This window comes from Bacteroides sp. AM07-18, assembly GCF_003602695.1.
GTDB classification, from domain to species: Bacteria; Bacteroidota; Bacteroidia; order Bacteroidales; family Bacteroidaceae; genus Bacteroides; species Bacteroides uniformis.
This window is the reverse complement of sequence record NZ_QTLM01000005.1, coordinates 149,413-172,951: the sequence shown is the minus strand read 5'-3', so window position 1 is coordinate 172,951 and position 23,539 is coordinate 149,413. Positions and strand designations below refer to the sequence as shown.

At 47.8% G+C, this 23,539-nt stretch carries 21 protein-coding genes; 9 read left to right on the top strand and 12 right to left on the bottom strand.

The annotated features are described in order from the left end of the window. Nucleotides 1–67: 67 nt before the first annotated feature. Complete coding sequence (locus DW096_RS09535; RefSeq protein ID WP_118930978.1) at nt 68–1,621, top strand: cellulase family glycosylhydrolase; 1,554 nt, start codon at nt 68–70, stop codon at nt 1,619–1,621. Between the two features lie 60 nt (nt 1,622–1,681). Here the strand turns inward: DW096_RS09535 and DW096_RS09530 are convergent, their stop codons facing one another. The 5 genes from DW096_RS09530 to DW096_RS09510 all read right to left on the bottom strand — a co-directional run bounded on the left by DW096_RS09530 (nt 1,682) and on the right by DW096_RS09510 (nt 8,823). After that, nucleotides 1,682–4,087: a TonB-dependent receptor domain-containing protein gene (locus tag DW096_RS09530; RefSeq protein ID WP_120028737.1), complete on the bottom strand. Its 2,406-nt coding sequence runs from the start codon at nt 4,085–4,087 to the stop codon at nt 1,682–1,684. Between the two features lie 172 nt (nt 4,088–4,259). Then, nucleotides 4,260–5,894 carry a hypothetical protein gene (locus DW096_RS09525; protein WP_120028736.1) on the bottom strand — a complete coding sequence of 545 codons (1,635 nt, stop codon included), beginning with the start codon at nt 5,892–5,894 and terminating at the stop codon, nt 4,260–4,262. A 25-nt stretch (nt 5,895–5,919) separates the two neighbouring features. Continuing rightward, nucleotides 5,920–7,089 (bottom strand): MalY/PatB family protein, encoded by a 1,170-nt coding sequence (locus tag DW096_RS09520; RefSeq protein WP_005835307.1) that lies wholly within the window; start codon nt 7,087–7,089, stop codon nt 5,920–5,922. 229 nt (nt 7,090–7,318) lie between these two features. After that, nucleotides 7,319–7,933, bottom strand: a complete 615-nt coding sequence (locus DW096_RS09515) for a CPBP family intramembrane glutamic endopeptidase (RefSeq protein WP_009037118.1) — start codon at nt 7,931–7,933, stop codon at nt 7,319–7,321. After that, nucleotides 7,930–8,823, bottom strand: coding sequence for a prenyltransferase (locus DW096_RS09510; RefSeq protein WP_120028735.1), 894 nt, complete (start codon nt 8,821–8,823; stop codon nt 7,930–7,932). The genes DW096_RS09515 and DW096_RS09510 overlap by 4 nt, the downstream gene beginning before the upstream one ends. A gap of 87 nt (nt 8,824–8,910) precedes the next feature. Between DW096_RS09510 and DW096_RS09505 the strand changes: the two genes are divergently transcribed. The 4 genes from DW096_RS09505 to DW096_RS09490 all read left to right on the top strand — a co-directional run bounded on the left by DW096_RS09505 (nt 8,911) and on the right by DW096_RS09490 (nt 13,248). Next, entirely contained in the window at nt 8,911–9,711 is an 801-nt protein-coding gene (locus DW096_RS09505; RefSeq protein WP_009037120.1) for a Cof-type HAD-IIB family hydrolase, read from the top strand. Between the two features lie 12 nt (nt 9,712–9,723). After that, a complete protein-coding gene (locus DW096_RS09500) occupies nt 9,724–11,466 on the top strand; it encodes an ATP-dependent RecD-like DNA helicase (RefSeq protein ID WP_009037121.1) in 1,743 nt (580 codons plus the stop codon). A 68-nt stretch (nt 11,467–11,534) separates the two neighbouring features. Next, entirely contained in the window at nt 11,535–12,149 is a 615-nt protein-coding gene (locus DW096_RS09495; RefSeq protein ID WP_009037122.1) for an L-threonylcarbamoyladenylate synthase, read from the top strand. 76 nt (nt 12,150–12,225) lie between these two features. Next, on the top strand, nt 12,226–13,248 hold the full coding sequence (locus DW096_RS09490; RefSeq protein ID WP_005823830.1) for an AI-2E family transporter: 1,023 nt from the start codon (nt 12,226–12,228) through the stop codon (nt 13,246–13,248). Nucleotides 13,249–13,252: 4 nt separating this feature from the next. Here the strand turns inward: DW096_RS09490 and DW096_RS09485 are convergent, their stop codons facing one another. The 5 genes from DW096_RS09485 to DW096_RS09465 all read right to left on the bottom strand — a co-directional run bounded on the left by DW096_RS09485 (nt 13,253) and on the right by DW096_RS09465 (nt 19,969). Further along, complete coding sequence (locus tag DW096_RS09485; protein ID WP_005835295.1) at nt 13,253–14,458, bottom strand: 6-bladed beta-propeller; 1,206 nt, start codon at nt 14,456–14,458, stop codon at nt 13,253–13,255. A 58-nt stretch (nt 14,459–14,516) separates the two neighbouring features. Next, nucleotides 14,517–15,365, bottom strand: a complete 849-nt coding sequence (locus tag DW096_RS09480) for a formylglycine-generating enzyme family protein (protein WP_009037124.1) — start codon at nt 15,363–15,365, stop codon at nt 14,517–14,519. Nucleotides 15,366–15,470: 105 nt separating this feature from the next. Next, nucleotides 15,471–16,781: an HlyD family secretion protein gene (locus tag DW096_RS09475; protein ID WP_005835293.1), complete on the bottom strand. Its 1,311-nt coding sequence runs from the start codon at nt 16,779–16,781 to the stop codon at nt 15,471–15,473. A gap of 3 nt (nt 16,782–16,784) precedes the next feature. Then, nucleotides 16,785–18,992: a peptidase domain-containing ABC transporter gene (locus tag DW096_RS09470; protein ID WP_118931251.1), complete on the bottom strand. Its 2,208-nt coding sequence runs from the start codon at nt 18,990–18,992 to the stop codon at nt 16,785–16,787. A gap of 35 nt (nt 18,993–19,027) precedes the next feature. Then, entirely contained in the window at nt 19,028–19,969 is a 942-nt protein-coding gene (locus DW096_RS09465) for a 6-bladed beta-propeller (RefSeq protein ID WP_233555715.1), read from the bottom strand. A 327-nt stretch (nt 19,970–20,296) separates the two neighbouring features. Here DW096_RS09465 and DW096_RS09455 point away from each other — a divergent pair, with 327 nt between their 5' ends. After that, nucleotides 20,297–21,532, top strand: a complete 1,236-nt coding sequence (locus DW096_RS09455; RefSeq protein WP_004348478.1) for a site-specific integrase — start codon at nt 20,297–20,299, stop codon at nt 21,530–21,532. Nucleotides 21,533–21,544: 12 nt separating this feature from the next. Next, the gene (locus DW096_RS09450) at nt 21,545–21,907 is read left to right on the top strand and encodes a hypothetical protein (protein ID WP_004348477.1); all 363 of its coding nucleotides are present in this window, start codon (nt 21,545–21,547) and stop codon (nt 21,905–21,907) included. A gap of 80 nt (nt 21,908–21,987) precedes the next feature. Here the strand turns inward: DW096_RS09450 and DW096_RS09445 are convergent, their stop codons facing one another. Together DW096_RS09445 and DW096_RS09440 are read right to left on the bottom strand one after the other, a co-directional pair. Beyond that, the gene (locus tag DW096_RS09445) at nt 21,988–22,293 is read right to left on the bottom strand and encodes a helix-turn-helix domain-containing protein (protein WP_004348476.1); all 306 of its coding nucleotides are present in this window, start codon (nt 22,291–22,293) and stop codon (nt 21,988–21,990) included. Nucleotides 22,294–22,324: 31 nt separating this feature from the next. Further along, on the bottom strand, nt 22,325–22,624 hold the full coding sequence (locus DW096_RS09440) for a helix-turn-helix domain-containing protein (RefSeq protein ID WP_004348475.1): 300 nt from the start codon (nt 22,622–22,624) through the stop codon (nt 22,325–22,327). A 202-nt stretch (nt 22,625–22,826) separates the two neighbouring features. Here DW096_RS09440 and DW096_RS09430 point away from each other — a divergent pair, with 202 nt between their 5' ends. Next, a complete protein-coding gene (locus tag DW096_RS09430; protein WP_002561004.1) occupies nt 22,827–23,183 on the top strand; it encodes a helix-turn-helix domain-containing protein in 357 nt (118 codons plus the stop codon). Between the two features lie 3 nt (nt 23,184–23,186). After that, on the top strand, nt 23,187–23,537 hold the full coding sequence (locus DW096_RS09425; RefSeq protein WP_004291454.1) for a helix-turn-helix domain-containing protein: 351 nt from the start codon (nt 23,187–23,189) through the stop codon (nt 23,535–23,537). Nucleotides 23,538–23,539 lie beyond the last annotated feature (2 nt).

The following is a 23,539-nucleotide window of genomic DNA, read 5'->3' as shown; positions in this document are numbered from 1 at the left end:
GGATTTCAAACTATACATAACCCCATTGCCACTACCTTTGTCGCCATAAACCTATAAAACTGATTTTATGAGCACAAAATTCATCTGCTTGAAGAATGTAATGGCAATACTATTGTCCATAAACATTTTGTCCTGTTCCAGCTCCAATTCCTCCATAGAGGAGTTGCCCTATCTCACCGTGAAAAGTGTATCCCCTCAGAATCTCGCAGCTGCCGGTGGCGAAATAACCATCCGTGTTTCATCCTATCCCATCGCAACAGCCCAATCCGATGCCGGGTGGATAACACTGAAATCAAATACTTCTTCCGATAGCCTTACGTCATTTACATTTACAGCAAAAGCCAATAAAGGGAATGCCCGTGAAGCCGGCATAACTATCACGGCCGGTGAAAAAGAAACCATCATCATCATCACCCAGGCTGCAAATAATGAACAAGAGAGCAAACCTGCCATAGACGAGAATCTCCCTGCTGTAAAAGTGGCAAAGGAGTTGGGGCTCGGATGGAATCTGGGTAACCAGCTTGATGCCCATGTAAACGAAATAGCCGACGAAACCTCATGGGGCAACGGCAAAGTTACACAAGAAACACTCTTGAAAGTAAAACAAGCCGGATTTACATCAGTCCGCATCCCCGTTACCTGGTTGGGAAAAGTAGGCGAGGCCCCACACTATCACATCGACACGGACTGGATGAACCGCGTGGCAGAAGTAGTGGAATATGCTGAAAAAGCCGGACTGAAAGCCATTATCAACATCCATCATGACGGACACCGCCACATCCACGAAGACGGTTTTGACGAGCATCGCTGGCTTGACATCGTAGGAGCAGCACAAAACAAGGACATGAATACCGCTATCAAAGAGCAACTCAAATCCATGTGGACACAAATAGCCCAACGTTTCGAGAACAAAGGCGAGTTCCTCATTTTTGAAGGCCTCAATGAAATTCATGACGGAAGATGGGGCTCTGGCACCAATACCACCGACGGAGGCAAACAATATGCCATACTCAACGAATGGCAACAAGTTTTTGTAGATGCCGTCCGTGCCACCGGCGGCAACAATGCAACCCGCTACTTGGGTATCAGCGGCTATTGCACAAGCCCTAATCTTACTATAAAACACCTGCAGCTCCCGACAGACCCGGCACAAGACCGTCTGTTAATATCAGTACACTACTACGACCCTGCCACCTTCGCATTGGAAGATAAATTTACAGAGTGGGGACACACCGGCACCCCCAGCAAAAAAGAGAACTGGGGAGACGAAGAGCATCTTGAGAAAATCTTTGTAGCATTAAGAACCGCTTACGTAGAAAAAGGGATTCCCGTATACATTGGAGAAATGGGGTGCGTACACCGCAACAACAACCGTTCTGAAGCATTCCGCAAATACTACCTGGAATATGTATGCAAAGCTGCACGCACCAATGGCATGGCCGTATTCTATTGGGACAACGGCAATGCCGGCGCCGGACGGGAATGTTCCGGGCTGATGAATCACGCCACAGGAACTTATGTCAACAATGGAAAGGATGTGATAGATGTCATGACCAAAGGGTATTTCTCCAATGACCCTTCATATACATTAGAAAGCCTATACAATAACGCTCCACAATGAAAGTTCGACAATCTCTCACTTAGCAACAAAAGGGGGAAACCGAGTAGCACCCTTTCCGCGTTATAGCCTCCTCTGAATATCCTCGTTACTGTTCCGCTGACCCTTACTACGTATATCACCACCGAAAGTATAGGATACACCAATACGGAAACTGGTAAAGGAGAACTGGTTATCTGCAATTATCTTCAGCCCGTTGGACATGGTTTCTAATTTGGAATGGCTGACAAACAAATTGTTGACATTCAGGCTGAGGCTGAGCTTATTGTCCAACAACCGGTAAAGCATACCTGCACTGACGCTGTAAGTGGGGCTCATCAGATAGATGCCCTGATACTGACGGGAAGAATAGGAACCGGACAACGTGGCCAGAAGAGTCTTCTTTTCATTGAAGAAGAAAGTGTTGCGCAGACTGGCGTCATAAGCCCATCCTTTCTCCTCGGGAGAGGTGGTGGCAGCGCTGGAGGTAGTCCGGCGATAGCTCACTCCATGCTGGGCGTAAGCTTGCAGCCATTTGGTACGGAAAGTGTACGAATTGTTAAGCCCGAAAGCATGCGTCTGCATGAAATTCTCCCAAAGGAAAGAGGTCACATTCGTTTCGGCATCCAAGTCCACAACCTGGAAGAATACATCGTCCGAATAAGAATAATAGGCAGAAACATTGAAGTTATTCTTCAACGTATATCCCAGCTCGACATTGTAAGTATAACTAGGTTTCAAGTCTTCACGACCACAAGCGTAAGTGTACTTGTTCTGATAGAACGGAAAAGGATTGACCATATTCTGTGACGGACGGGAGATGCGGTTGGAGAAACTGAAGTTCAGCGCATGCCCGTCAGTAGGCGAATAAAGCAGATAGACAGTAGGGAATAAGCGCGTATAGTCGTGCTTGTCCTCCGTATCCTTCGCTTCGGAAATACCGGTAGTGCGGGTGTGCTCCATACGCAAGCCCAACTGCATGGAAAAACGTTCGGAATATTCACGGCTATAATCAGCATATAAGGCATAGATTTGCTCCTTGTAACGGAAATAATCATCCTGCACCAGCGTAGGGTCCGACGTATCGTAATTGATACCGTTGCGAGTGTTGGTAAAGGAGACCTTGGCACCTGCCGTTATCTTGTACTTTTCAAAAGGAAGGATGAAATCAAGAGCGGAGGAGACTACATCTACCTTGCGATGTTGCAGATAGTTGTAATCGAAGTTTGTGCCCGGAATCTCCGTACCGTCAGGCAGGAGGGTTTTCGAGAGAAAGCCCATATTTTCGTCCCGGTTGTCACGCAGGTAATCCACATCCCAAGTCATTTTCTTGCCTTTGTCATCCCAGACCTTATCGGTATGAAAATTCAGATTGAGGCGGTCGGAACCGGTATCCTTGTCACTGTTGGAGTACAGCAAAGAATCCAATACGGCGGTAGAGGCATCGTAAACTTCCGTCCATGAAAGGGCGTTGCCCGGTTTGGGAGCACTGTGATTATAGATGGCCTGCATACCTACAGTCCAGTCCCGTTCCAACGATACGTCCACACCTCCCTGAAGGTAGAAGCTATTCATGTAATTGGTGTAGTCGGCACGGCTGTTCCAGGTGTTCTGCGGAAAATAGCGGTAATTCTTCTCACACGTCTCATAGTTGCCCTGCGTAGTACCCCCGTTGAGGAAGGATGACACGCGCCCCTTGCTGAGATTCAGGCTTACCCCGCCATATCCGTAATTGTCCTTTTCACCAGCGCTGTAGGAAGCGGAAGCCGTACCACCCACGTAATCTTTGGGACGTGACTTCAAGCGGATATTGATGATGCCTGCATTTCCGGCGGCATCGTACTTGGACGGAGGCGTGGTAATCACCTCCACCTTCAGTATCTGGGAGGCGTCATAGGAACGGAGGTAATCTATCAGTTCATCTCCCGACAGCTTCGTCTCACGGTCGTTGATATAAACCTTGATACCCCCTTTACCTATAATACCAATACTGTTTTGTCCAACCTGCAGACCGGGCACTTCACGCAGAAGGTCGAGTGCACTGCCTCCGGCAGAGGCTATGGTATTATGTGCATCGAACACTACCCTATCCACCAGACGCTTGATAACGGGACGCGCGGCCGTAACGGTCACTTCGTCCAGCAAGGCGGAAGAAGATTTCAATGTCAATTCGCCAACGTTTTTGTTTCCTTGCAGCACAACGGGAACGTAGAGGTCTTCGCTGCCGATAAGGGTAATATGCAACAAGTATTCTCCCAGTGGCTGGTCAAAGGAAAAACAACCTTGTGTGTCGGTCAGCATACCGGTAATATAGGTACTGTCTTTTGCCTGCTTCAGCAGCACATTCGCCACCTCTACCGGTTGGCGGTTCTCGTCCTGCACACAACCGGAAAGCCGGTAAGTCTGGGCGGAAAGGAAAGTGGCCATACTTGCCAAGGCCATCCATACCATCACTCTTTTTCTAACGTTGTTCAGTAGATTTTCTTTCATTATGCGTTTGATTTCAATGTTTTACTCTTTGTATTTCGCTGAAACAAAGATAGGGGTAAAACATGCCTCAAACGGTCTATATCGGGGAATAAAAAGTCTATACCCCAAGACTACAAATCACTACATATCAACACTTTAATTTTACAAAAGTCTATATTATGCCTTTTCCGGTCTATATGCTGCCTATAAACTCTACAATGCCTTCCTTCTCCCCCATCCCCAGTTTCTTGCGGATATTCGTCTTTCGCTGGTAAATGGTAGGAATGCTTTGTTGTGTCACCACACTAATCTCCTTCGTCGAGAAGTCCGCACAGAGCAGGCAGCAAAGCTGCTTTTCTTTGTCAATGAGCACATCTCCAAAACGGCTGTCCATCTTTGTGTAGAAGTTATCATACATCCGGTCTATGATAGGGTACAAGTCCTCCCATACCAGCAAACTCTCTACCGGCAGTTCATGGCTGGTAATACCCGAAATGCGGCGAAGCAGCTCCTGATTCTGCGAGGTAGGTTGTTTAGCCACCAGCCGTATCATGCCTAATTGCTGCAACAGTATTTTCCGGAAAAACTGTCCGTCTTCCTCCTTCGACTGGTTCTTGGTCGCATCTTCCAACAGCCGGGTCAGTGTTTCCGCCCGTTCTTCCGCTTCAACCAACCGGTTACGCCGGTTACGGACATAAAGGGACACACCGCCACCTGCAAGCACCAGTACCAACAGTGCCAGCAACAAATTCAACTGTGCCTGCTTCCGTTCCACCGTCAGAATCAAGTTGGCTTGCGAAAGCGTCTCCTTCGACTCGTCCTTACGCCGGACAGTACTCTGCAACGCAGTAAGAGCATTGGCTACAGAATCATTATAGCGCGCCACGTCCAGCACATCAAACGTACGGTGACGTGTATAATCTATCAATGCCCTATATACCGCCACCATATTCTCTTCCGTCAGAAACCGGTTCCGGCCCTCGCCACGTTTCCTCTCCTTATTCAAATAGTATTCCGCCGAATCAAGCAGCCCTTCTTTCAAGAACACTTCCACTTTCACCAGATCTCCCATACGCAACTGCACCGGGTCGATGACATACTGCTCCATACGACGAATAGTAGCTATTGCACCGGAAGGTTCATCAAAAGAGTAAGCCTGCATCTGGGCATAGTTACGCAAATAATGCACTATCTTACTGGTATCTCCTGCCTCCACTGCCAGTTCTATGCTGCGCTCCATGTAATAGGATGCAGAATCATTCTTGTTCAGCCCCATGGCAATTCCCATAGAGAAGAAGCTTCCGGCTCTTGCGTCCAAAGCTATGGCGGTACGGAAAGTTTCTATCGCTTTCTCATAATCTTTCCAGACATACACATACCAGTATGCCTTATCAATCAGCATATCAGCCATTCTTCCCGTGTCCTGCAGCGCCTTGGCCAAAGCTACGCCGCTGTCAATGGCAGCTATACACCGTTCGTGCTCTTTCAGCCAATACCAGTACCAGGCTTTCAACTGATAGGAAAACAGATTCTTCGCCGTGTCGTTGCGGAAGACGTAATAATCGGAAGCAGGCAATATCAAGGAATCTTCCGCCATCGAGTTGTGCCGTTTATAGTGCACATAAGCATTCAGCCATCCATACAACAGCCTCTCCTCATCCGAAAGTTGCGATGGCCTCTCTATCTGTACCAGCAAGGCATACACGCTGTCCACATTCATATTCACCTGCTTTTCTGCCAGATGTAACAGATGTGCCTCATTCATCTGCCGGCAGGCAACAAGGCACAGCAACGCAAACAATAGTCCAAGGAAAGGTAATCTATTCATAATATAGGAGATATAGTTTTTTCTATCATTTGTCTGCAACCGCAGTTTCCAGTTGCTTCAGCGCCTGCTCCAACACCGAACGCGGGCAGCCGATATTCAGCCGCATAAATCCCTTACCCGGTTCACCGAACATGGTGCCGTCATTCAGTGCCAGGTGTGCCTTGTCCACAAATAGTCTCACCAGTTCCTCCTGAGTCAGCCCCAATCCCCGGCAGTCCAGATAAATCAGGTAAGAAGCCTGCGGACGTATCATGCCGATGCCCGGAATATGCTCGCGCAGGTAGTTCTCCGTGAAATCGATATTGCCCTTTATATAGTCCAGCAGCTGTTCCAACCATTCCTCACCATGCATATAGGCAGCAGCCGCACCGATATAGGCCAACATGTGCCCTTCGCTGAACTCGCCCGCTTCCATGAACTCCTGAAAACGGTGGCGGATGTCCTCATTGAGGATAATGGCGTACGAACTTCCCAATCCCGGCATATTGAATGTTTTGCTGGGTGCCATGAAGGTGAGGGAATTCTGCGCGGCAGCCCCCGAAACAGTAGCAAAAGGATGGTGTTTGTAAGGTGGCAGAGTCAAGTCGGCATGAATTTCATCGGAGATGACAAACGTATGGCTTTCCGTACAAATATCAGCAATCCGGCGTAATTCGTCCACCGTCCATACACGCCCGCCCGGGTTATGGGGATTGCAGAGAATCAATACTTTGCATCCTTGTATATCCTTACGGAAACGCTCAAAGTCAATCTGATACTGTCCGTCTTTCAGGTCGAGCGGAGAGTAAACCACTTCGCGCTTCATGCGTTGCGTCACCAGGAAGAAGGGATGATAAACGGGAGTCATCACCATTACCCGGTCGCCGGGATTGGTGAAGCATTGCAATGCGAAGGCTTGACCGCGGACAATGCCGGGTACAAAAGTCAGCATCTCGCGAGTGACGTCCCAACCGTGGCGACGACTGAGCCAGCTACAAATGGAAGTATACCATTCCTCACACGCAGACGTATAGCCCAGCACTTCATGTTCAAGACGCTTCCGCAAGGCTTCCATCACAAACGGGGGCGTGCGGAAATCCATATCCGCCACCCACATGGGGAGGAGGTCATCGCGTCCCCATACACTCTTCACACCGTCCCATTTCACGGAGTCGGTACCACGGCGCTCTATTACTTCATCAAAATTGTAAGTCATTTGCTTGTCTTTTTATTGTAGTTTCACTAATTCAACGCATCAATTTGTCTTGTTTTTATACCGCCCGAAAGAGAATTTACAACTATCTGATTATCAACATGTATAAATACATCCTATTTCTGTCGTATACTGAGCCCTATTCAGTCGTATACTGAAATAGGTTCAGTATACGACTGAATAGGGCTCAGTATACAATCCATTACTGCCACCTTATTTTTGTAAACAATAATCATATCGGGAAAAATATAAATACCGCCACATCCCACACTGCATGAGACAAGATAATAGCGGCAAAGCGGTTCGGAAAGAAACGGTAAAGCGCCCCCCATGCCGCCCCCACCACCAGAGCCGCCATGACCAGCATGAAGTTGCAGGAACCGGCATGCACCAGTGCATAAATCAAAGTAGCCACCACAAAACCCGCATTCGGATTCCAGCGTTTGGAAAGCGTGCGTTGCACATAGCCGCGCCAGAAAATCTCTTCCGCCGGCCCTATCAGCAACAGCAGCAATGCTGCCAGCAGCCAAGGAGACTCTCCCTCTTTCATCCCATAAATGGAGTCCACCTGCGGACGGGCAAAATCGAACATCCAAGATGACACCTTGTCTCCCAACCAGAAAACGCCCCACAAAGCAACAGCAATGCCAAGTCCCAGCAAGACATTCGGCAAGCTCCACTTCACCTCCCGCCACCAGCCGGGATTGAACAAGGTGGCAAACACGGACAGTGTGAGCGCAGAACCGGTCATCATCCACCAGAAATTCACGAAAGGAGCCGTCCAAGGCGAAAACATGACCGTCCACAGCACGGCAGCCAGCAGAATGGTAAAAATCAGCTTCTTCATGACAGCAGACCGGCTACAACGAACGACAACGTGAACAGCAGACTGAACAACAACTGGAGTTTTGCAGTCATCTCATCCAGACCGGCTATGGCACTTCCTCCCTTTCCGGGAAAACGGGACACCACCCGTACATTGCCTATGGCAGGAACCAGTGCCGGCATCACCAGCAGGGTCCATAAAGGAAGAGTTCCCGCAGCTATCAAGCCGGCTATCCAGCCAAAAGGAAAAAGGACTTCGGCACAATAAACGTACATCGACGCCTTTCCTCCCAGCTTCATGGCCAGTGTCTGAATCTCTGCACGGGCATCGGTACGCATATCCCGTGTATTATTGGCATGCAGAATGGCCACCGTAATCAGTCCCACCGGCAGAGCTATCCACAAGACATTCCAGTCAACTACTCCCGTAGCCACATAGCAGGTGCCCAACGTCGGCAGCAAGGCATACGCCAAAAAGATGACGACATCGCCCAACGCACGATACTTGAGCGGTGGATAAAGCAACGAGCAAGCTGCACCGCCTATACCGATGTACAGCAACGGCAACCCCGTACGCCACAGCAGGCCGACACCCGCAACAAGGGCAACTGCCAGCAATGCCATCGACAAGCGGTATATCTCGCGCGGGGTAAACATCCCATCAGTCAGTGTCTTGGCGCCAAAGGTATCCCTTGCATCGACCTTATGCTTATAGTCAAAATAATCACTCCAGGTATTCCCGGCAGCGTGAAACACAATGATGTTCAGCAATGCCCAGATGCCGTTCACCCAGTTTATGTCCTGCTGCATCCAATACAGATATGCCAACGTCACCACCACCGGCATCGAAGAGGCGGGGAATGACCACGGACGCACCGCTATCATCCAATCTTTCAAAGAATGTTTCTTCATTTGTTATTTATCATTTATTTGTGCGCAAAAGTACGAAATATCTTCGCTTTTTTAAGTAATTTCGCGCACAAGATAAAAGAACCCCTTATGATAAAAGCTCTGTTTTTTGACATCGACGGAACCTTGGTCAGCTTCAAGACCCACGAAATTCCTGTTTCCACTATTGAAGCGTTGACTGCCGCCAAGGCCAAAGGCATACATATCTTCATTTCTACCGGACGTCCGCGCGTCATCATCAACAACTTGTCCGCCTTGCAGGAACGGAATCTGATAGACGGCTACATCACGATGAACGGCGCCTATTGCTTTGTAGAAGACACCGTTATCTACAAAAGCCCCATACCGACAGCGGAAGTGGATGCCTTGACAGCTTTCTGCCACGAACGTAACATCCCATGCATCCTGGTGGGAGAGCACGACATCTGCGTGAACCAGCCCGGCGAAGTAGTGGAGGAAATCTTCCACCGCCAACTCAAAGTGGACTCCATCGAAGCAAAGCCCTATACCGACAGCCATGCCGACAAAGCCTTCTTCCAGCTGACTCCCTTTATCAACGCCGAGGAAGAAGCAATCATCCTGCCCGCCGTCCCCCACTGCGAGATGGGCCGCTGGCATCCCGCCTTCGTAGACGTGACAGCCAAAGGAAACACCAAGCAGAACGGTATCGACCAGATTATCCGCCACTTCGGCATCAAGCTGGAAGAAACCATGGCCTTCGGCGACGGAGGAAATGACATCAGCATGTTGCGCCATGCCGGTATCGGTGTAGCCATGGGCAATGCCAATGACGACGTGAAAGCTGCCAGTAACTACACAACCACTTCTGTTGATGAAGACGGTATCGCCAACGCCCTGAAATATTTCGGCATAGTCGGGAATCCATCATAAATCTGAAATCTTTTGAGCTTCGTTCCCGATACCCAAAACAAAGAGTTTCAAGACGCCTTGAACCTCATCCAGTATACCCGTCAGTCCGTATTCCTGACGGGCAAAGCAGGTACGGGCAAATCGACCTTCCTGAAGTACATCTGCGCGAATACAAAGAAAAAGCACGTGGTGCTTGCACCGACCGGCATAGCCGCCATCAATGCCGGAGGCAGTACCCTGCACAGCTTCTTCAAACTGCCCTTCTACCCCCTGCTGCCCGATGACCCGAACTTCAGTCTGCAACGAGGACGCATCCACGAATTTTTCAAATACACCAAACCCCACCGCAAACTACTAGAAGAACTGGAACTGGTCATCATCGACGAGATTTCCATGGTACGCGCCGACATCATCGACGCCGTAGACCGCATCCTGCGCGTCTATTCCCGCAACCTGCGCGAACCCTTCGGCGGCAAACAGATACTATTGGTGGGCGATGTGTTCCAGTTGGAACCCGTCGTCAAAGGAGATGAACGGGAGATACTGAACCGATTCTACCCTACCCCTTATTTCTTCTCTGCCAGGGTATTCGGCCAGATAGACCTTGTCTCCATCGAACTGCAGAAAGTATACCGTCAAACAGACAGCAAGTTCATCCATGTGCTGGACCACATCCGCAACAATACCGTCGGCTCTACCGAACTTCAGCTGCTCAACACCCGCTATGGCACCCAAATAGAGCAATCGGAAGCCGACATGTACATCACCCTCGCCACCCGCCGTGATAATGTGGACTACATCAACGACAAGAAACTGGCGGAACTTCCCGGTGACCCGGTCACCTTCTACGGCGAAATCATGGGAGACTTTCCCGAAAGCAGCCTCCCCACCTCGCAGGAACTGGTACTGAAACCGGGCGCACAAATCATCTTCATCAAGAATGACTTCGACCGCCGCTGGGTGAACGGCACCATCGGCGTCATCAGCGGCTTCGACCCTATTGAAGAGACCCTCTACGTCATCACCGACGACGGCAAGGAATGTGACGTCAAACGAGAGTCGTGGCGAAACATCCGCTACAAATACAACGAAGAAAAGAAACAGATTGAAGAGGAAGAGCTGGGTACCTTTACACAATATCCCGTGCGCCTGGCATGGGCCATCACCGTCCACAAGAGCCAAGGGCTGACCTTCAGCCGGGTAGTCATCGACTTTACCGGCGGCGTGTTTGCCGGTGGGCAGGCATACGTAGCCCTCAGCCGCTGCACCTCGCTGGAAGGCATCCAGCTGAAAAAGCCCATCAGCCGTGCCGATGTATTCGTGCGTCCGGAGATTGTCAGTTTCTCCGAACGCTTCAACAACCGCACCGCCATCGACCGTGCCTTGAAGCAAGCACAGGCAGACGTTCAATACGTTGCCGCCGCCAAAGCCTTCGACAAAGGGGATTTCGGCACTTTCCTGGATGAGTTTTTCAAAGCCATCCATTCCCGCTACGACATCGAGAAGCCCAACGTGCAGCGCCTCATCCGCCGGAAGCTGAACATCATCAACCGTCTGAAAGAGGAAAACCGTGCACTGAAACAAGCAGCATTGGAGAAAGAGAAAGCCCTTGTAAAGTATGCCCGCGAATACATCCTTATGGGTGACGAATGCCTGAAGCATGACATGAAGGAGGCAGCCATGAAAAACTATGAGAAAGCCGTCACCCTCTGTCCCAAATTCAAAGAGGCCTGGAAGAAGATAAAGAAACTGGAGAAAGAGATGCTAAAAAGGTGAATCGCTTGTTTATAAGCCGATTATTATCTATTTTTGCATGTAATATAAAACTCAAATCCATTTCCGCCATGCTTCTGAAACTTTATGAAAAAAATAACAATCCCGCCGACCTGCAGCAGGTGATCGACCTACTGAATGACGGAGGTATCCTTATCTACCCTACCGACACCATGTATGCCATCGGCTGCCACGGACTGAAGGAGCGCGCCATCGAGCGCATCTGCCGCCTCAAGGACATCGACCCCAAGAAGAACAATCTTTCCATCATCTGCTACGACTTGAGCAAGGTTAGCGAATACGCCAAAGTGGACAACAGCACCTTCAAGTTGATGAAGCGTAATCTGCCCGGAGCTTTCACCTTCATTCTGAACGGCACCACCCGCCTGCCCAAGATATTCCGTAACCGTAAGGAGGTCGGCATCCGTATGCCGGACAATTCCATCATTCAGGAAATAGCCCGCCTGCTGGATGCTCCCATCATGACAACTACATTGCCGCATGATGACAATGAGGACATTGAATACTGCACAGACCCGGAACTGATTGACGAGAAATTCGGTGATATTGTCGATTTGGTAATAGACGGCGGTATCGGCGGTACGGAAGGCTCTACCGTAGTGGATTGCACCAATGGGGAGCCGGAAATCATACGCCAGGGGTTAGGCTGGCTGGACGAAGGATAAATATTGAATTCCGGCCACAATTTCCAAACCTTTTCAACTTCTTTTATGTTTCTTTACTAAGAAATACAGGAACTTTATGAGCACAAAAGAACAATACTGGAAATATTCATTGATAGCTATCATTATCGGGCTGGGAATCATTCTTTTCAGACAAATAGCCCCATTCATGGGCGGTCTGCTGGGAGCCTTGACTATCTATATCCTGGTAAGAAAGCAGATGATGTATCTTTCCGACAAGCGGAAAATGAAGCGCAGCATAGCTGCCACCCTCATTACGGCAGAGGCAATTCTCTGCTTTCTGGTTCCACTTGGGCTGGTGGTATGGCTGGCTGTGGTCAATCTTCAAAACATCAATCTGGACCCGCAAGCCATTATAGCTCCTTTCGAAGAAGCGGCCAACATCATTAAAGCCAAAACCGGCTACTATATCTTGGGGAAAGACACGGTGGCATACGTCATTTCAATTCTTCCCCGCATCGGGCAAGCCATCATGGGAGGTATCAGCAGTTTTGCCGTCAACATCTTCGTACTGGTCTTTGTACTCTACTTCATGCTGATAGGGGGCAAAAAGATGGAACAGTACGTCAACGACCTACTGCCGTTCAACGATGACAATACACAAAACGTCATCCACGAAATCAACATGATTGTCCGCTCCAATGCCATCGGCATCCCCTTACTCGCCGTCATACAAGGAGGAGTAGCCATGATAGGCTACTGGATTTTCGGTGCTCCCAACATCTTGTTCGCCGGTTTCCTGACCTGCTTCGCCAGCATCATCCCAATGGTAGGAACAGCGCTGGTATGGTTTCCGATAGCTGTCTACATGGCATTGATAGGCAACTGGGTTCAAGCTATCGGCCTGGCCATCTATGGCGGTGCAGTCATTTCACAGCTCGACAACCTGATACGCTTCATCATCCAGAAGAAAATGGCAGACATTCATCCGCTTATCACTGTCTTCGGAGTTGTAATCGGCTTGTCCCTTTTCGGATTCATGGGTGTCATCTTCGGGCCACTGCTCTTGTCACTATTCTTTCTGTTCGTGGATATGTTTAAAAGAGGGTATTTGGATGCAAGGGGGAAGACGACGGAATAAGTACTTAATAAAGCATGACCATAATAGGGTTACCTTCCTCTTCTACTCCCATTCTCCGTTGATTATCATCACTGAGTTCATCCGGTTGTAACAAAGCAAAAAAATGTCCATCCGAAGTGACTCCCCTGATTTGGATATGCTGATTATTCATTTTATCAAATAAGCTATCACCCTTTTGGCAAACAACAGTTTTCTTTTCCTTATGGTAAAATCCACAATATGACTGACTTTCTTCTAAATATAAGCTTGTATGAAAATGGAAATAGATGTACTCTGCATTCTCCAGAATATAGTCTATGGCTATTTTTTTATCACATCCTTCTACATCCAATTGCTGCTGCTCATTCCAGTGCCACTCACCCAGTTCAAAAACCAGATATGGAGTAAGTCCCTGCTCTGAAATAGTATAGATAGTATCATTAAAAGCTTGTTTCACTCGGATGGCATCCTTAGATTTCCATAACGAAGGGCTATTGATTGCCGTATAATATTTCCGGTCACCAACAAATTCTGCCATTGCCAAGTCACCTCCATAAGCAACATTGCCCCCCAACAAATTTGAAACCGACAAAACCTCATCCATGGGAAGCAGGGCTGAATTCCATGTAGCAATACCGGTCAATGACATCGTATTTCTATCCATATAAAAGACTGATGGCGTCTCCGGAGAGAGTTTCATTTTATTATGTCCCCAAATTCTGTCCGCATCCATCAAATAGTAATTTTGGGACAGAATACAATTGACTGTATCTTGCAATCGAATTCTATCCTTATATTTCCCATCAAATCCATATAGTAGGAAATCATTATTCCATCCCAATAGATAAACGGTTCTCCGAACCGTATCAGCCCAAAAGCTCACTTTCCCCCATGAATCCTTTGCATATCCTTCCGGATCAGTACCTACGTGTCCAATATCCCGAATATACTTCCCGTTAGTACGGTCAAAAAGCTTCAGATTCTGATGGACAGAAGATACCAATATCGCACTATCCATAATTATGCACTCCGGATATTTTCCTATAATAGCCTGCTCATTAGTCTCCAAAGGAATATAACTTATGCTGGAAAACAAATTTTGTACAGATTGTCCTTCTGACAATCTACTCATTGCTTCCGCAACATTAATTACATTGCCATCAATCTGCTTTTCGGAACACGAAGTTACAACCAACATCAATAATAAAAAGAATTTCCACATATATCTCATACCATTTCTATTCATTACTCTGAAAGTAGTAAAATATCACTTATCATCATTAATTACATTATTTAATCGATTCCGGCTCCATCACAAGGCGAAAACCTCCATACTCGTCACTATAATTCTCAATGTCGTAATCAATGTACGACACCCGACACCCCTTTGCTGTTCCTCCCCAACTTCCACCTCGCAATATTCGGCGGAAAAAAAGATAAGTACCCTCAAAAGGCCATCCCGGATGGATAGACTTACCACCTTGCTTGTATTCTTTAGTGTACAAATCACCACACCACTCCCAAACATTGCCACTCATATCATACAATCCCAATTCATTGCTTTTTTTCAGACCTACCGGACGGGTAGTTCCAGCTTCTCCATATTGTCCGCCAGAGGAATTCCCAACATGCCAAGCCACCTCACTTACCTGATTGCTGCCACTGTATTTATAGTGCTTACTTTTGTGTCCACCACGCGCTGCGTATTCCCATTCGGCCTCAGTCGGAAGACGAAATGTTTTACCGGTCATAGCATTTAATCTACCGATAAACTCCTGCGCATTTTTCCAGCTTACATTTTCCATCGGGCAATCTTCGCATCCCCCATTAAACGGCAAAATGGAATCAGTATCCATAACCGCCCTCCACAGCCTTTGAGTAACTTCATATTTTCCTATGTAAAAATCAGATACCGACTCCTTACGTGCTGGTTTCTCGTTATCCTCACAGTCACATCCCTGCTCATCTGTACATCCCATCATAAATGTACCTCCTTTCACAAAAACCATCTCAATAGAATCCCCATTCACAACAACTATAAGTTGCTGAATAGGAGTTTCATCCGACTGACATCGAATAAAAACAGTTATAAGACATATTGCCAAAACAACAGTCAATGCTTTAACTCTTCTTTTCATACTTTCATTAAGAACATTCTCTTCCTTAGTATTTCATACTATATATACGAATAGCACAAACATACTAAAAACAAATGAATTACGAAATTTACATAGAACTATTTTTCATTTTTCATATTCCACCACTTTCCTCAACGGAGCCAACAACCTTTCCAGTACATTCTTGTCAGCAAGGATAATGTCTGCCGTACCTTTCAACTCACGCGAAACAGGTAGCTGTTTGCCGTAGTTGGTCTGCATGCCGTCAGGCAAAGTTATTTCTACTATATACATTCCCTCTTCCGTTGGAGCAGGAGAGATACTTGCAACCTGCCCTTTTACATAGCCAAACTCCTGGTCGGGATAATTATTCAGACGTATATGCACCCGCTGTCCCACATGTACCTTACCCGAACCCTGCAAAGGAAGTAGAGCCTTACCTAACACCCTTGAACTGTCGGATGGCTGAATCGTGAAAACCGTCTCACCGGCTTTCACATTCTGGTTACGACTCCAAACCGTCATAAAAGTAACCTTCCCCCTGACCGGACTTTTCAATAAATAAGAGTGCTCCCATGCACTCAATTGCGCGGCTAACTGCCCTATGGCATTCTTTAAATCAGTCCGACGACTCTGTTCCTCATCGTATGCTTGCTTACGTATATCCAACATATTCTCCTCATGTTGCACCAACTGCATTTCTGCCTGAAGCAAACTCATACGTACCTCTTCTTTAGAACGCAAACTTTGCAAATATCTGCTTCCAGACTCCTCAAATTCCGCAGCAATCATCGCCTTGCGCACATATAAAATAGAATCACGGATATACATACTCTCGGCAAGCTTTATATCCTTATCAATCAACTCATATTCCCGCTCTGCCAACCGAAGATAGGAGCGTTGTCCACCCAGTTGTTTTTCCTGAAAACGAAGTTTCCGAGCGTAATAGTCCAACTCCATAAAACGTGCATATTCTGTAAGTGAAGTAATGAAAGCTGCAAAAGCCGATTGCAGTTCCCCCAACTGCCAGCGCCTGCCGATAAAAAGCTCCACTCCTTTCTGCCAATCATAATCCTGCGTTTCCCATGCCTTCATCCATTTCTTAAGGAGACGTACATCTTCAGAACATGCCGCATTACCAATCACACCCAAATCCGTATCTGCCTCCACCGAACTCCCGTTCTTCACATAAAGCGTATCGAGTTTCCCAGTAGCATGTGACAGCACAAAGGCGGGAGGTTCCTCCGTGGCCAGAGTCACCTCTGCCGCCAAGGTGTCCGGATACCTGAATATCCAACAACCAACCAGTACCATCAACAGAATCACTGCCAAGACAGTAATCCCACACCTCACCACCCAAGGAGAAATGTGGTTCATCACCTCCTGCACTTCTTCACTGCGAAGTTCTATATCCTTATATATCTTCTCTTCCTCCATTCATTAGCTACCCAATTCCAGCTGATTCTTAACCAGCCGATAATACATTCCTTTCCGCTCCGTCAGTTCCCGATGGGTACCTTCTTCCGCAATGCATCCCCTATCCAGCACCACAATCTTGTCGGCATCCTTCACCGTACTGAGCCTATGCGCCACTACCACTACGGTTTTCCCTTTATAGAATTCATGCAGATGTTCCATAATCTCCTTTTCATTATTCGCATCCAAGGCATTGGTGGCTTCGTCGAAGAAAAGAAATTCCGGATTTTTATACACGGCACGCGCTATCAGCAAACGTTGTTTCTGCCCCTGACTGATACCGTTTCCCTCCATACCGATTTTGGTGTTATACCCCAATGGAAGCGAGTCTATGAAATCACGGATATTGGCTACCGCCACGGCATGGCGCAGCCGCTCCACATCAATCTGCTCCTCTCCCACAGCAATATTCTGCGCAATGGTTTCCGAAAAGATAAAGCCGTCCTGCATCACGGCTCCCGTCTTGGCACGCCACAAGTGGGGATTTATGTTCTCTAACGAAGCATCACCCACCTTCACAGCCCCCTTATTGGGCGAATAGAAACCAAGCATCAGTTTCACCAGAGTAGTCTTTCCACTCCCGCTCGCACCTACAATAGCTGTCACTTTATGTTCGGGAATCACTAAAGAGACATTATCCAGCACATAGTCTCTATCCGCTCCATCGTAACTGAAGCACACATTTTCCATCTTTATATCCCGTCTCTCAGGCAAAACGGACAATTTGGAAGCAATATCCTGCTCCTCATCCGGTTTCCCATGTACCTCATTCAGCCGTTCCAGACTTATCTTGGCGTCCTGAAACTGCTGCGCAAATCCTATAAAAGAAGAGACCGGCGCACTGAGCTGACCGATGATATAAGTCAGAGACATCATCATACCCAGTGTCATCTCCCCTTCCACCACCGCCTTTGCCGCAATAAACGAGATTATAATATTCGTGGTCTGATTGAAAAATACAGAACCTACTTGTTGTACTTGCCCCAAAGCCAACCCTTTTACGCTGATTTTAAACAGTTTCACCTGAATACGCTCCCACTGCCAGCGCTTCTGTGTCTCGCAGTTATTCAACTTTATTTCCTGCATAGCGGTCACCATCTGCACAAGGTTACTCTGCTCTCCGGCTGCTTGTGCAAACCGACGGATATCCAATTCACGGCGATATTTCATAAAAGCAAGTATCCAGGCAATATACAAGCTGTTACCTAAAAGAAAGATTCCCAATACCACCAAATTGTAGTAAGCAAGTACAATAGCAAAGATGAAAAAACTGACAAAGGAAAAGAGCGTACTAATAGAAGAACCTGTCAGAAAATTCTTTATACGGTCATGGTCACCAATGCGCTGTATAATGTCTCCCACCATCTTCGTATCAAAAAAATGAAGCGGCAACTTCATCAACTTTGCCAAAAAGTCCGAAATAAGGGAGATGGATATACGCGTATTCACATGCAACAATATCCAGCTACGGATAAACTCTACCGATAGTTGTGATACCGAGATTATAATCTGCGCAACCAGCACTAAGGTAATAAAGCTCAAATTTCCGTCACTGATACCCACATCCACCAAGGCTTGCGTAAGAAAAGGTAGGATAAGCTGAAGTAAGCTCACCACCAACATGCCCAATATCAGCTGAAACAACTCTTTCCTATAGGGAGTCAGATAACGGAAGAAAAAACGCAACCCTCTTTCTTTCAGTTCCGGTTCTCCCTCACCATTATAAAAGTCAGGAGTGGGTTCCAGTGCAAGCGCAGTCCCCTTCTCTTCTCCGTCCGATTTGGTAGCTAACCAGCATCGCTTCAATTCCAGTTCATTATACGTAACCAACTGAGTTGCAGGGTCTGCTATCCTAAACGTGTATTGCCCTTTCTTTTTCTTAACATCATAGCAAACCACAAAATGACTCTGATTCCAATGCAAAATGCAAGGCAGAGGAACATCTTCCGCCAATTGTTCAAAAGAGACACGAACTCCGGACGTTCTGAAACCAATAGACTCAGCAGCATCGCTGATGCCTAACATGGAAACACCATTGCGAGAAATAAAAGAACGGGCACGCAAAGTCTGCAAAGAATAACTCTTTCCGTAATATTTGGCTATCATACGTAGGCAAGTAGGTCCACAATCCATAGCATCAAGCTGACGATAATATGGGAATATCTGCTTCATATCTTTAATGAACCGCTCTTACCAATTATGAAAATTCAGTCAACACTCTTATATTTATATAATAAGACAACGGGATTTGACTCCTCATTCAATCCTGCAGCAATTTCTTTAGCTCTCCCTTTCAGCTCATTATTTTCATAAGTTTCCACCAATTGATTGGCTGCCAAGGTCTGGAAAGCAGCTATTTCATCATTATTCATCGGATGGGATACCAAATCTACACCTTGCAGTTTAGCAAAGTCACCATTACGCACAATAGCATCGAATACTGCATTTTCTAGCTTGTCATACACCACACCGATAGTAGGGAATCCACTTCTTTTGTCAAAATCGAATACCTTTTGTATCGTTTGCATAAAATAATAACGTTCTGTAACCGCCCCTATGGTAAGAAGAATTTCAGGATTCTCGGAAGGAGTTTTCACCAAAAACGGACATAATTTATTTTCCTTCGATACATAGTTGTACACCGTATCAGTAGATGTTTCCACAAGCAACCAATCACCTTTATACGGTATTATCGGACGTACAGAAGCTACTGCAATACCGTCCCCTTTTTGTACAAAAGGTGCTTTGACAATATCAAATGGAACTGGAATCCCTTTCACCACGCTTCCGTCTTTCTTTGATATTATCATATGATAAAACGGCTTTTCTTTCAACTTTCCCTCATTGTAATATACAGACATATCATAGCAAATCAAACTATTCTCATCATAATTGAACACATCCATAAATTCAGCACCTTGTACATAGTTTAAACTACGTTTGAAATTGCCAAACAAATCGTAAACAAGTATCTTTTTTGAAGGAGTACTGTTGACATACAACTCATTCTTACCTTCATCTAATACTATGCCATTAATAAAAGTATACTCCTCAGCGCCCTGCCCCCGACGATTCCACTTCCTCACTCCCTTACCAGTTTTTCTGTCAAAAAGGAAGATGTCACCATCATTATTCCAGTTTTGCTTCACAAAGTTACTACAAAAAAGTGAAATGCGGAAAGTTATAGTGATAGAATTGAGTTACAAGGGTTTTAGTTGAAGTGGCGATAATTCGTGAAGCCATTACAATCCCTGCCGAAGCCAAATCCTGACGCCGCAACGTTACTTGTTCGTAACCATGCCCGAAAATGCGACAAACGGGTACGGATAGCGAAACAATACGTTAAGGAATAGTGAGTTACCGATAACTCACGCAAAAATTTCGGTTACGGAAAAAGATTGCTCCGTTCCTCCCCGTTTTGCGTACCGACACCGGACTCTTCACCAACTAATTTTGAAACCAAAAAATTAAGGACGATGAAGAGTACATTTTCAGTAATCTATTACCTCAAGCGTCAGGTAGTGAAAAAGGACGGGACAGTACCCGTCATGGGACGCATCACGGTGGACGGCAGCCAGACGCAGTTCAGCTGCAAGCTGACAGTCGATCCGAAACTGTGGGACACCAAAGGTGGACGTGTCACAGGCAGAAGCGCGGCGGCACTCGAAACGAACCGTATGCTTGACAAGATGCGGGTGCGCATCAATAGGCACTATCAGGAAATCATGGAACGTGACAACTTCGTCACGGCTGAGAAGGTGAAGAACGCTTTTCTCGGACTGGAACACCGCTACCACACGCTGATGCAGGTGTACCGTCGTCACAATGAGGACTATGAGAAACAGGTGGAAGCAGGCATGAAAGCAAAAGGTACACTGGAAAAGTACCGTATCGTTTACAAGCACCTGCAAGAGTTCCTCGACATCCGCTACCATGTGAAGGACATCGCACTGAAAGAGCTTACCCCCGCTTTCATCTCCGACTTCGAGATGTTCCTGCGCACGGACAAACACTGCTGCACCAATACCGTGTGGCTGTACGTCTGCCCGCTACGGACGATGGTGTTCATCGCCATCAACAACGAGTGGCTGACACGCGACCCGTTCCGCGAGTATGAAATCAAGAAGGAGGAAACAACACGCAGTTTTCTGACCAAAGAGGAAATACGCCTGCTGATGGACGGGAAACTGAAAAACGCCAAACAGGAACTGTACCGTGACCTCTACCTGTTCTGCGCTTTCACCGGGTTGTCGTTCTCGGATATGCGCAACCTCACGGAAGAGAATATCCGCACCTACTTCGACGAACACGAGTGGATAAACATCAACCGCCAGAAAACGGGCGTGGTGTCCAACATCCGCCTGCTTGACATCGCCAACCGCATAATCGGCAAATACCGTGGGCTGTGCGAGAACGGCAAGATATTCCCCGTCCCGCATTATAACACGTGCCTTGCCGGTATCCGTGCCGTCGCCAAGCGTTGCGGCATCACCAAGCATATCACGTGGCATCAGAGCCGCCACACGGCAGCCACGACGGTATTTCTCTCTAATGGCGTACCTATCGAAACCGTCAGCTCCATGCTCGGACACAAGAGCATAAAGACGACGCAGATTTACGCGAAGATAACCAAAGAAAAACTCAATCAGGACATGAAGAACCTTGCCGCAAGGTTGAACAGTGTTGAGGAATTTGCAGGTTGCACCATCTAAAAAAGAGAAGCCATGAAACGTGACATAATCATCATAGAGGACAAGGCGGTCAGCGTAACCGGTAACGACGTGTGGATGACCGCCACCGAAATCGCCGGACTGTTCCATACGACCGTCCCGGCAGTGAACGCCGCCATCAAAGCCATCCGCAAGTCGGACGTGCTTAACGACTACGAGGTGTGCCGCTACATGCAACTTGAAAACGGACTGTACGCAGATGTGTACGCGCTTGAAATCATCATCCCCGTCGCCTTCCGGCTGAACACCTACAACACCCACCTGTTCCGCACATGGCTGGTGGGAAAAGCTCTCGCCAAAGAGAAACGGCAGGCATACGTGATGTTCATACAGAACGGAAAAGCCGGGTACTGCTGATTGCGCATACCACATAAGACAAGGAAACGGGCAGCACCACAAAAAGTGTCGCCCGTTTCCTTTTTTCTTGCCAACCGCGCTCACTCCAGCGGCTTGCGGTAATTTGCTTCCAGCACTTCACGCAGCCCCGTTTCCGGGTAAAGCACCTTCCCTCCCAAAAGTATGAAGGGCAACACGCGGTTGTTGCGGTATTCCTGCAATGTGCGTCGGCTTACGCGGAGCAGTTCCGCCACCTCGCCGTCCGTCAGGTAACGTTCCCCGTCCAGCAGAGGACGGTAACTTTCCAGAAAGGCGGACAGCCATTTCGAGCCTTTGCGCATATCCTGCACCACAGAGGCTATCGGCTCGTCTTCCATCGTAAAAACATCGTTGTTCTCGTTCATCATAACTTCGGATTCAGTGGGTGAATAAATCAAATCATCTGCCGTGCGGATAGAGCGTGCCGATAAGCGGTATCAGCCGCTTCACCTCCTCCGGCTTGTAATAAAACCTGCGGTTTATCTGCGAGTAGCCGATAAGCCGCCTGTCGCGCAGCGTCTGCAACGTGCGCGAACTTATTCTCAACTGCCTACAGACTTCCTCGCCCGTGAGCCATCTTTCCATGCGCCTCGTGTCGCTTTTGCGCCTCAGGGCGGCGACCTTCTCCGAGAGTGCGCCGAATGCCGCCACCATCATCTCGAAAGTCTTTTTCTCGATAGATACTATTTCCATATTCATGCAATTATCGGTTTGCCCGCAAAGGTAACGGTACGGTCCTGAACACGTGCCGTTTTCCGCTGAAAGGCTGCCTGTTGCGCCGTTTGACCGGGTTACGGAGCCATCTTCCGTAAAAATCTTACGTGAGTCACGTAGTGAGTTGTTAAAGCCCCTTTTGTTTATTGCCGATTTTTGCTGCAGAAACAAAAAGAAAGGACTGAATATGAAAGTGATAACGATGGAAAGTTCCGCCTTCCGGTCATTGACGGAACAGATAGCGGAGATTGCGGCACACGTCCGTGCCGCCTCCGGCGACAAGAAAGCGGCATCGCCCGACAGGTTGCTCACCACACGCGAGGCGGCGCACCTGCTTAACGTGAGTACCCGCACCCTCCAGCGTATGCGCAGCGAGCAACGCATCGGTTATGTCGTGCTTCGCGGTAAATGCCGCTACCGGCAGTCGGAAATAGACCGCCTGCTTGAAGCGTGTGCCGTCAACGAGGACGCGGCGACACCGCAGGAATTGAAACGCAACCACACGCTGCGCACTGGCGGCAAACCAAAAGGAAGGAGGACATAGGTCATGGAACTGCTCACACGAAACAACTTCGAGGGCTGGATGCAGAAGCTGATGGAACGGCTCGACCGTCAGGACGAACTGCTGCTGGCGATGAAGGCTGAGGGGAAACAGCCTACTATCACGGAAAGCATCCGCCTTTTCGACAATCAGGATTTGTGCATGCTGCTCCAGATAAGCAAGCGCACACTGCAACGCTACCGCAGTGTCGGCGCATTGCCCTACAAGACACTGGGCAAGAAAACCTATTACAGCGAGGAGGATGTGCTGACATTCCTTTCCAACCATATCAAGGACTTCAAAAAAGAAGATATAGCCTTCTACAAGGCTCGTATCCATAATTTCTTTCATAAATAACC

Excerpts from the sequence above, each read along its gene's own strand:
- DW096_RS09535 (WP_118930978.1), top strand. The coding sequence starts at position 68 with ATGAGCACAAAATTCATCTGCTTGAAGAATGTAATGGCAATACTATTG.
- DW096_RS09530 (WP_120028737.1), bottom strand. The coding sequence starts at position 4,087 with ATGAAAGAAAATCTACTGAACAACGTTAGAAAAAGAGTGATGGTATGG.
- DW096_RS09525 (WP_120028736.1), bottom strand. The coding sequence starts at position 5,894 with ATGAATAGATTACCTTTCCTTGGACTATTGTTTGCGTTGCTGTGCCTT.
- DW096_RS09520 (WP_005835307.1), bottom strand. The coding sequence starts at position 7,089 with ATGACTTACAATTTTGATGAAGTAATAGAGCGCCGTGGTACCGACTCC.
- DW096_RS09515 (WP_009037118.1), bottom strand. The coding sequence starts at position 7,933 with ATGAAGAAGCTGATTTTTACCATTCTGCTGGCTGCCGTGCTGTGGACG.
- DW096_RS09510 (WP_120028735.1), bottom strand. The coding sequence starts at position 8,823 with ATGAAGAAACATTCTTTGAAAGATTGGATGATAGCGGTGCGTCCGTGG.
- DW096_RS09505 (WP_009037120.1), top strand. The coding sequence starts at position 8,911 with ATGATAAAAGCTCTGTTTTTTGACATCGACGGAACCTTGGTCAGCTTC.
- DW096_RS09495 (WP_009037122.1), top strand. The coding sequence starts at position 11,535 with ATGCTTCTGAAACTTTATGAAAAAAATAACAATCCCGCCGACCTGCAG.
- DW096_RS09490 (WP_005823830.1), top strand. The coding sequence starts at position 12,226 with ATGAGCACAAAAGAACAATACTGGAAATATTCATTGATAGCTATCATT.
- DW096_RS09485 (WP_005835295.1), bottom strand. The coding sequence starts at position 14,458 with ATGAGATATATGTGGAAATTCTTTTTATTATTGATGTTGGTTGTAACT.
- DW096_RS09480 (WP_009037124.1), bottom strand. The coding sequence starts at position 15,365 with ATGAAAAGAAGAGTTAAAGCATTGACTGTTGTTTTGGCAATATGTCTT.
- DW096_RS09475 (WP_005835293.1), bottom strand. The coding sequence starts at position 16,781 with ATGGAGGAAGAGAAGATATATAAGGATATAGAACTTCGCAGTGAAGAA.
- DW096_RS09470 (WP_118931251.1), bottom strand. The coding sequence starts at position 18,992 with ATGAAGCAGATATTCCCATATTATCGTCAGCTTGATGCTATGGATTGT.
- DW096_RS09455 (WP_004348478.1), top strand. The coding sequence starts at position 20,297 with ATGAAGAGTACATTTTCAGTAATCTATTACCTCAAGCGTCAGGTAGTG.
- DW096_RS09450 (WP_004348477.1), top strand. The coding sequence starts at position 21,545 with ATGAAACGTGACATAATCATCATAGAGGACAAGGCGGTCAGCGTAACC.
- DW096_RS09445 (WP_004348476.1), bottom strand. The coding sequence starts at position 22,293 with ATGATGAACGAGAACAACGATGTTTTTACGATGGAAGACGAGCCGATA.
- DW096_RS09440 (WP_004348475.1), bottom strand. The coding sequence starts at position 22,624 with ATGAATATGGAAATAGTATCTATCGAGAAAAAGACTTTCGAGATGATG.
- DW096_RS09430 (WP_002561004.1), top strand. The coding sequence starts at position 22,827 with ATGAAAGTGATAACGATGGAAAGTTCCGCCTTCCGGTCATTGACGGAA.
- DW096_RS09425 (WP_004291454.1), top strand. The coding sequence starts at position 23,187 with ATGGAACTGCTCACACGAAACAACTTCGAGGGCTGGATGCAGAAGCTG.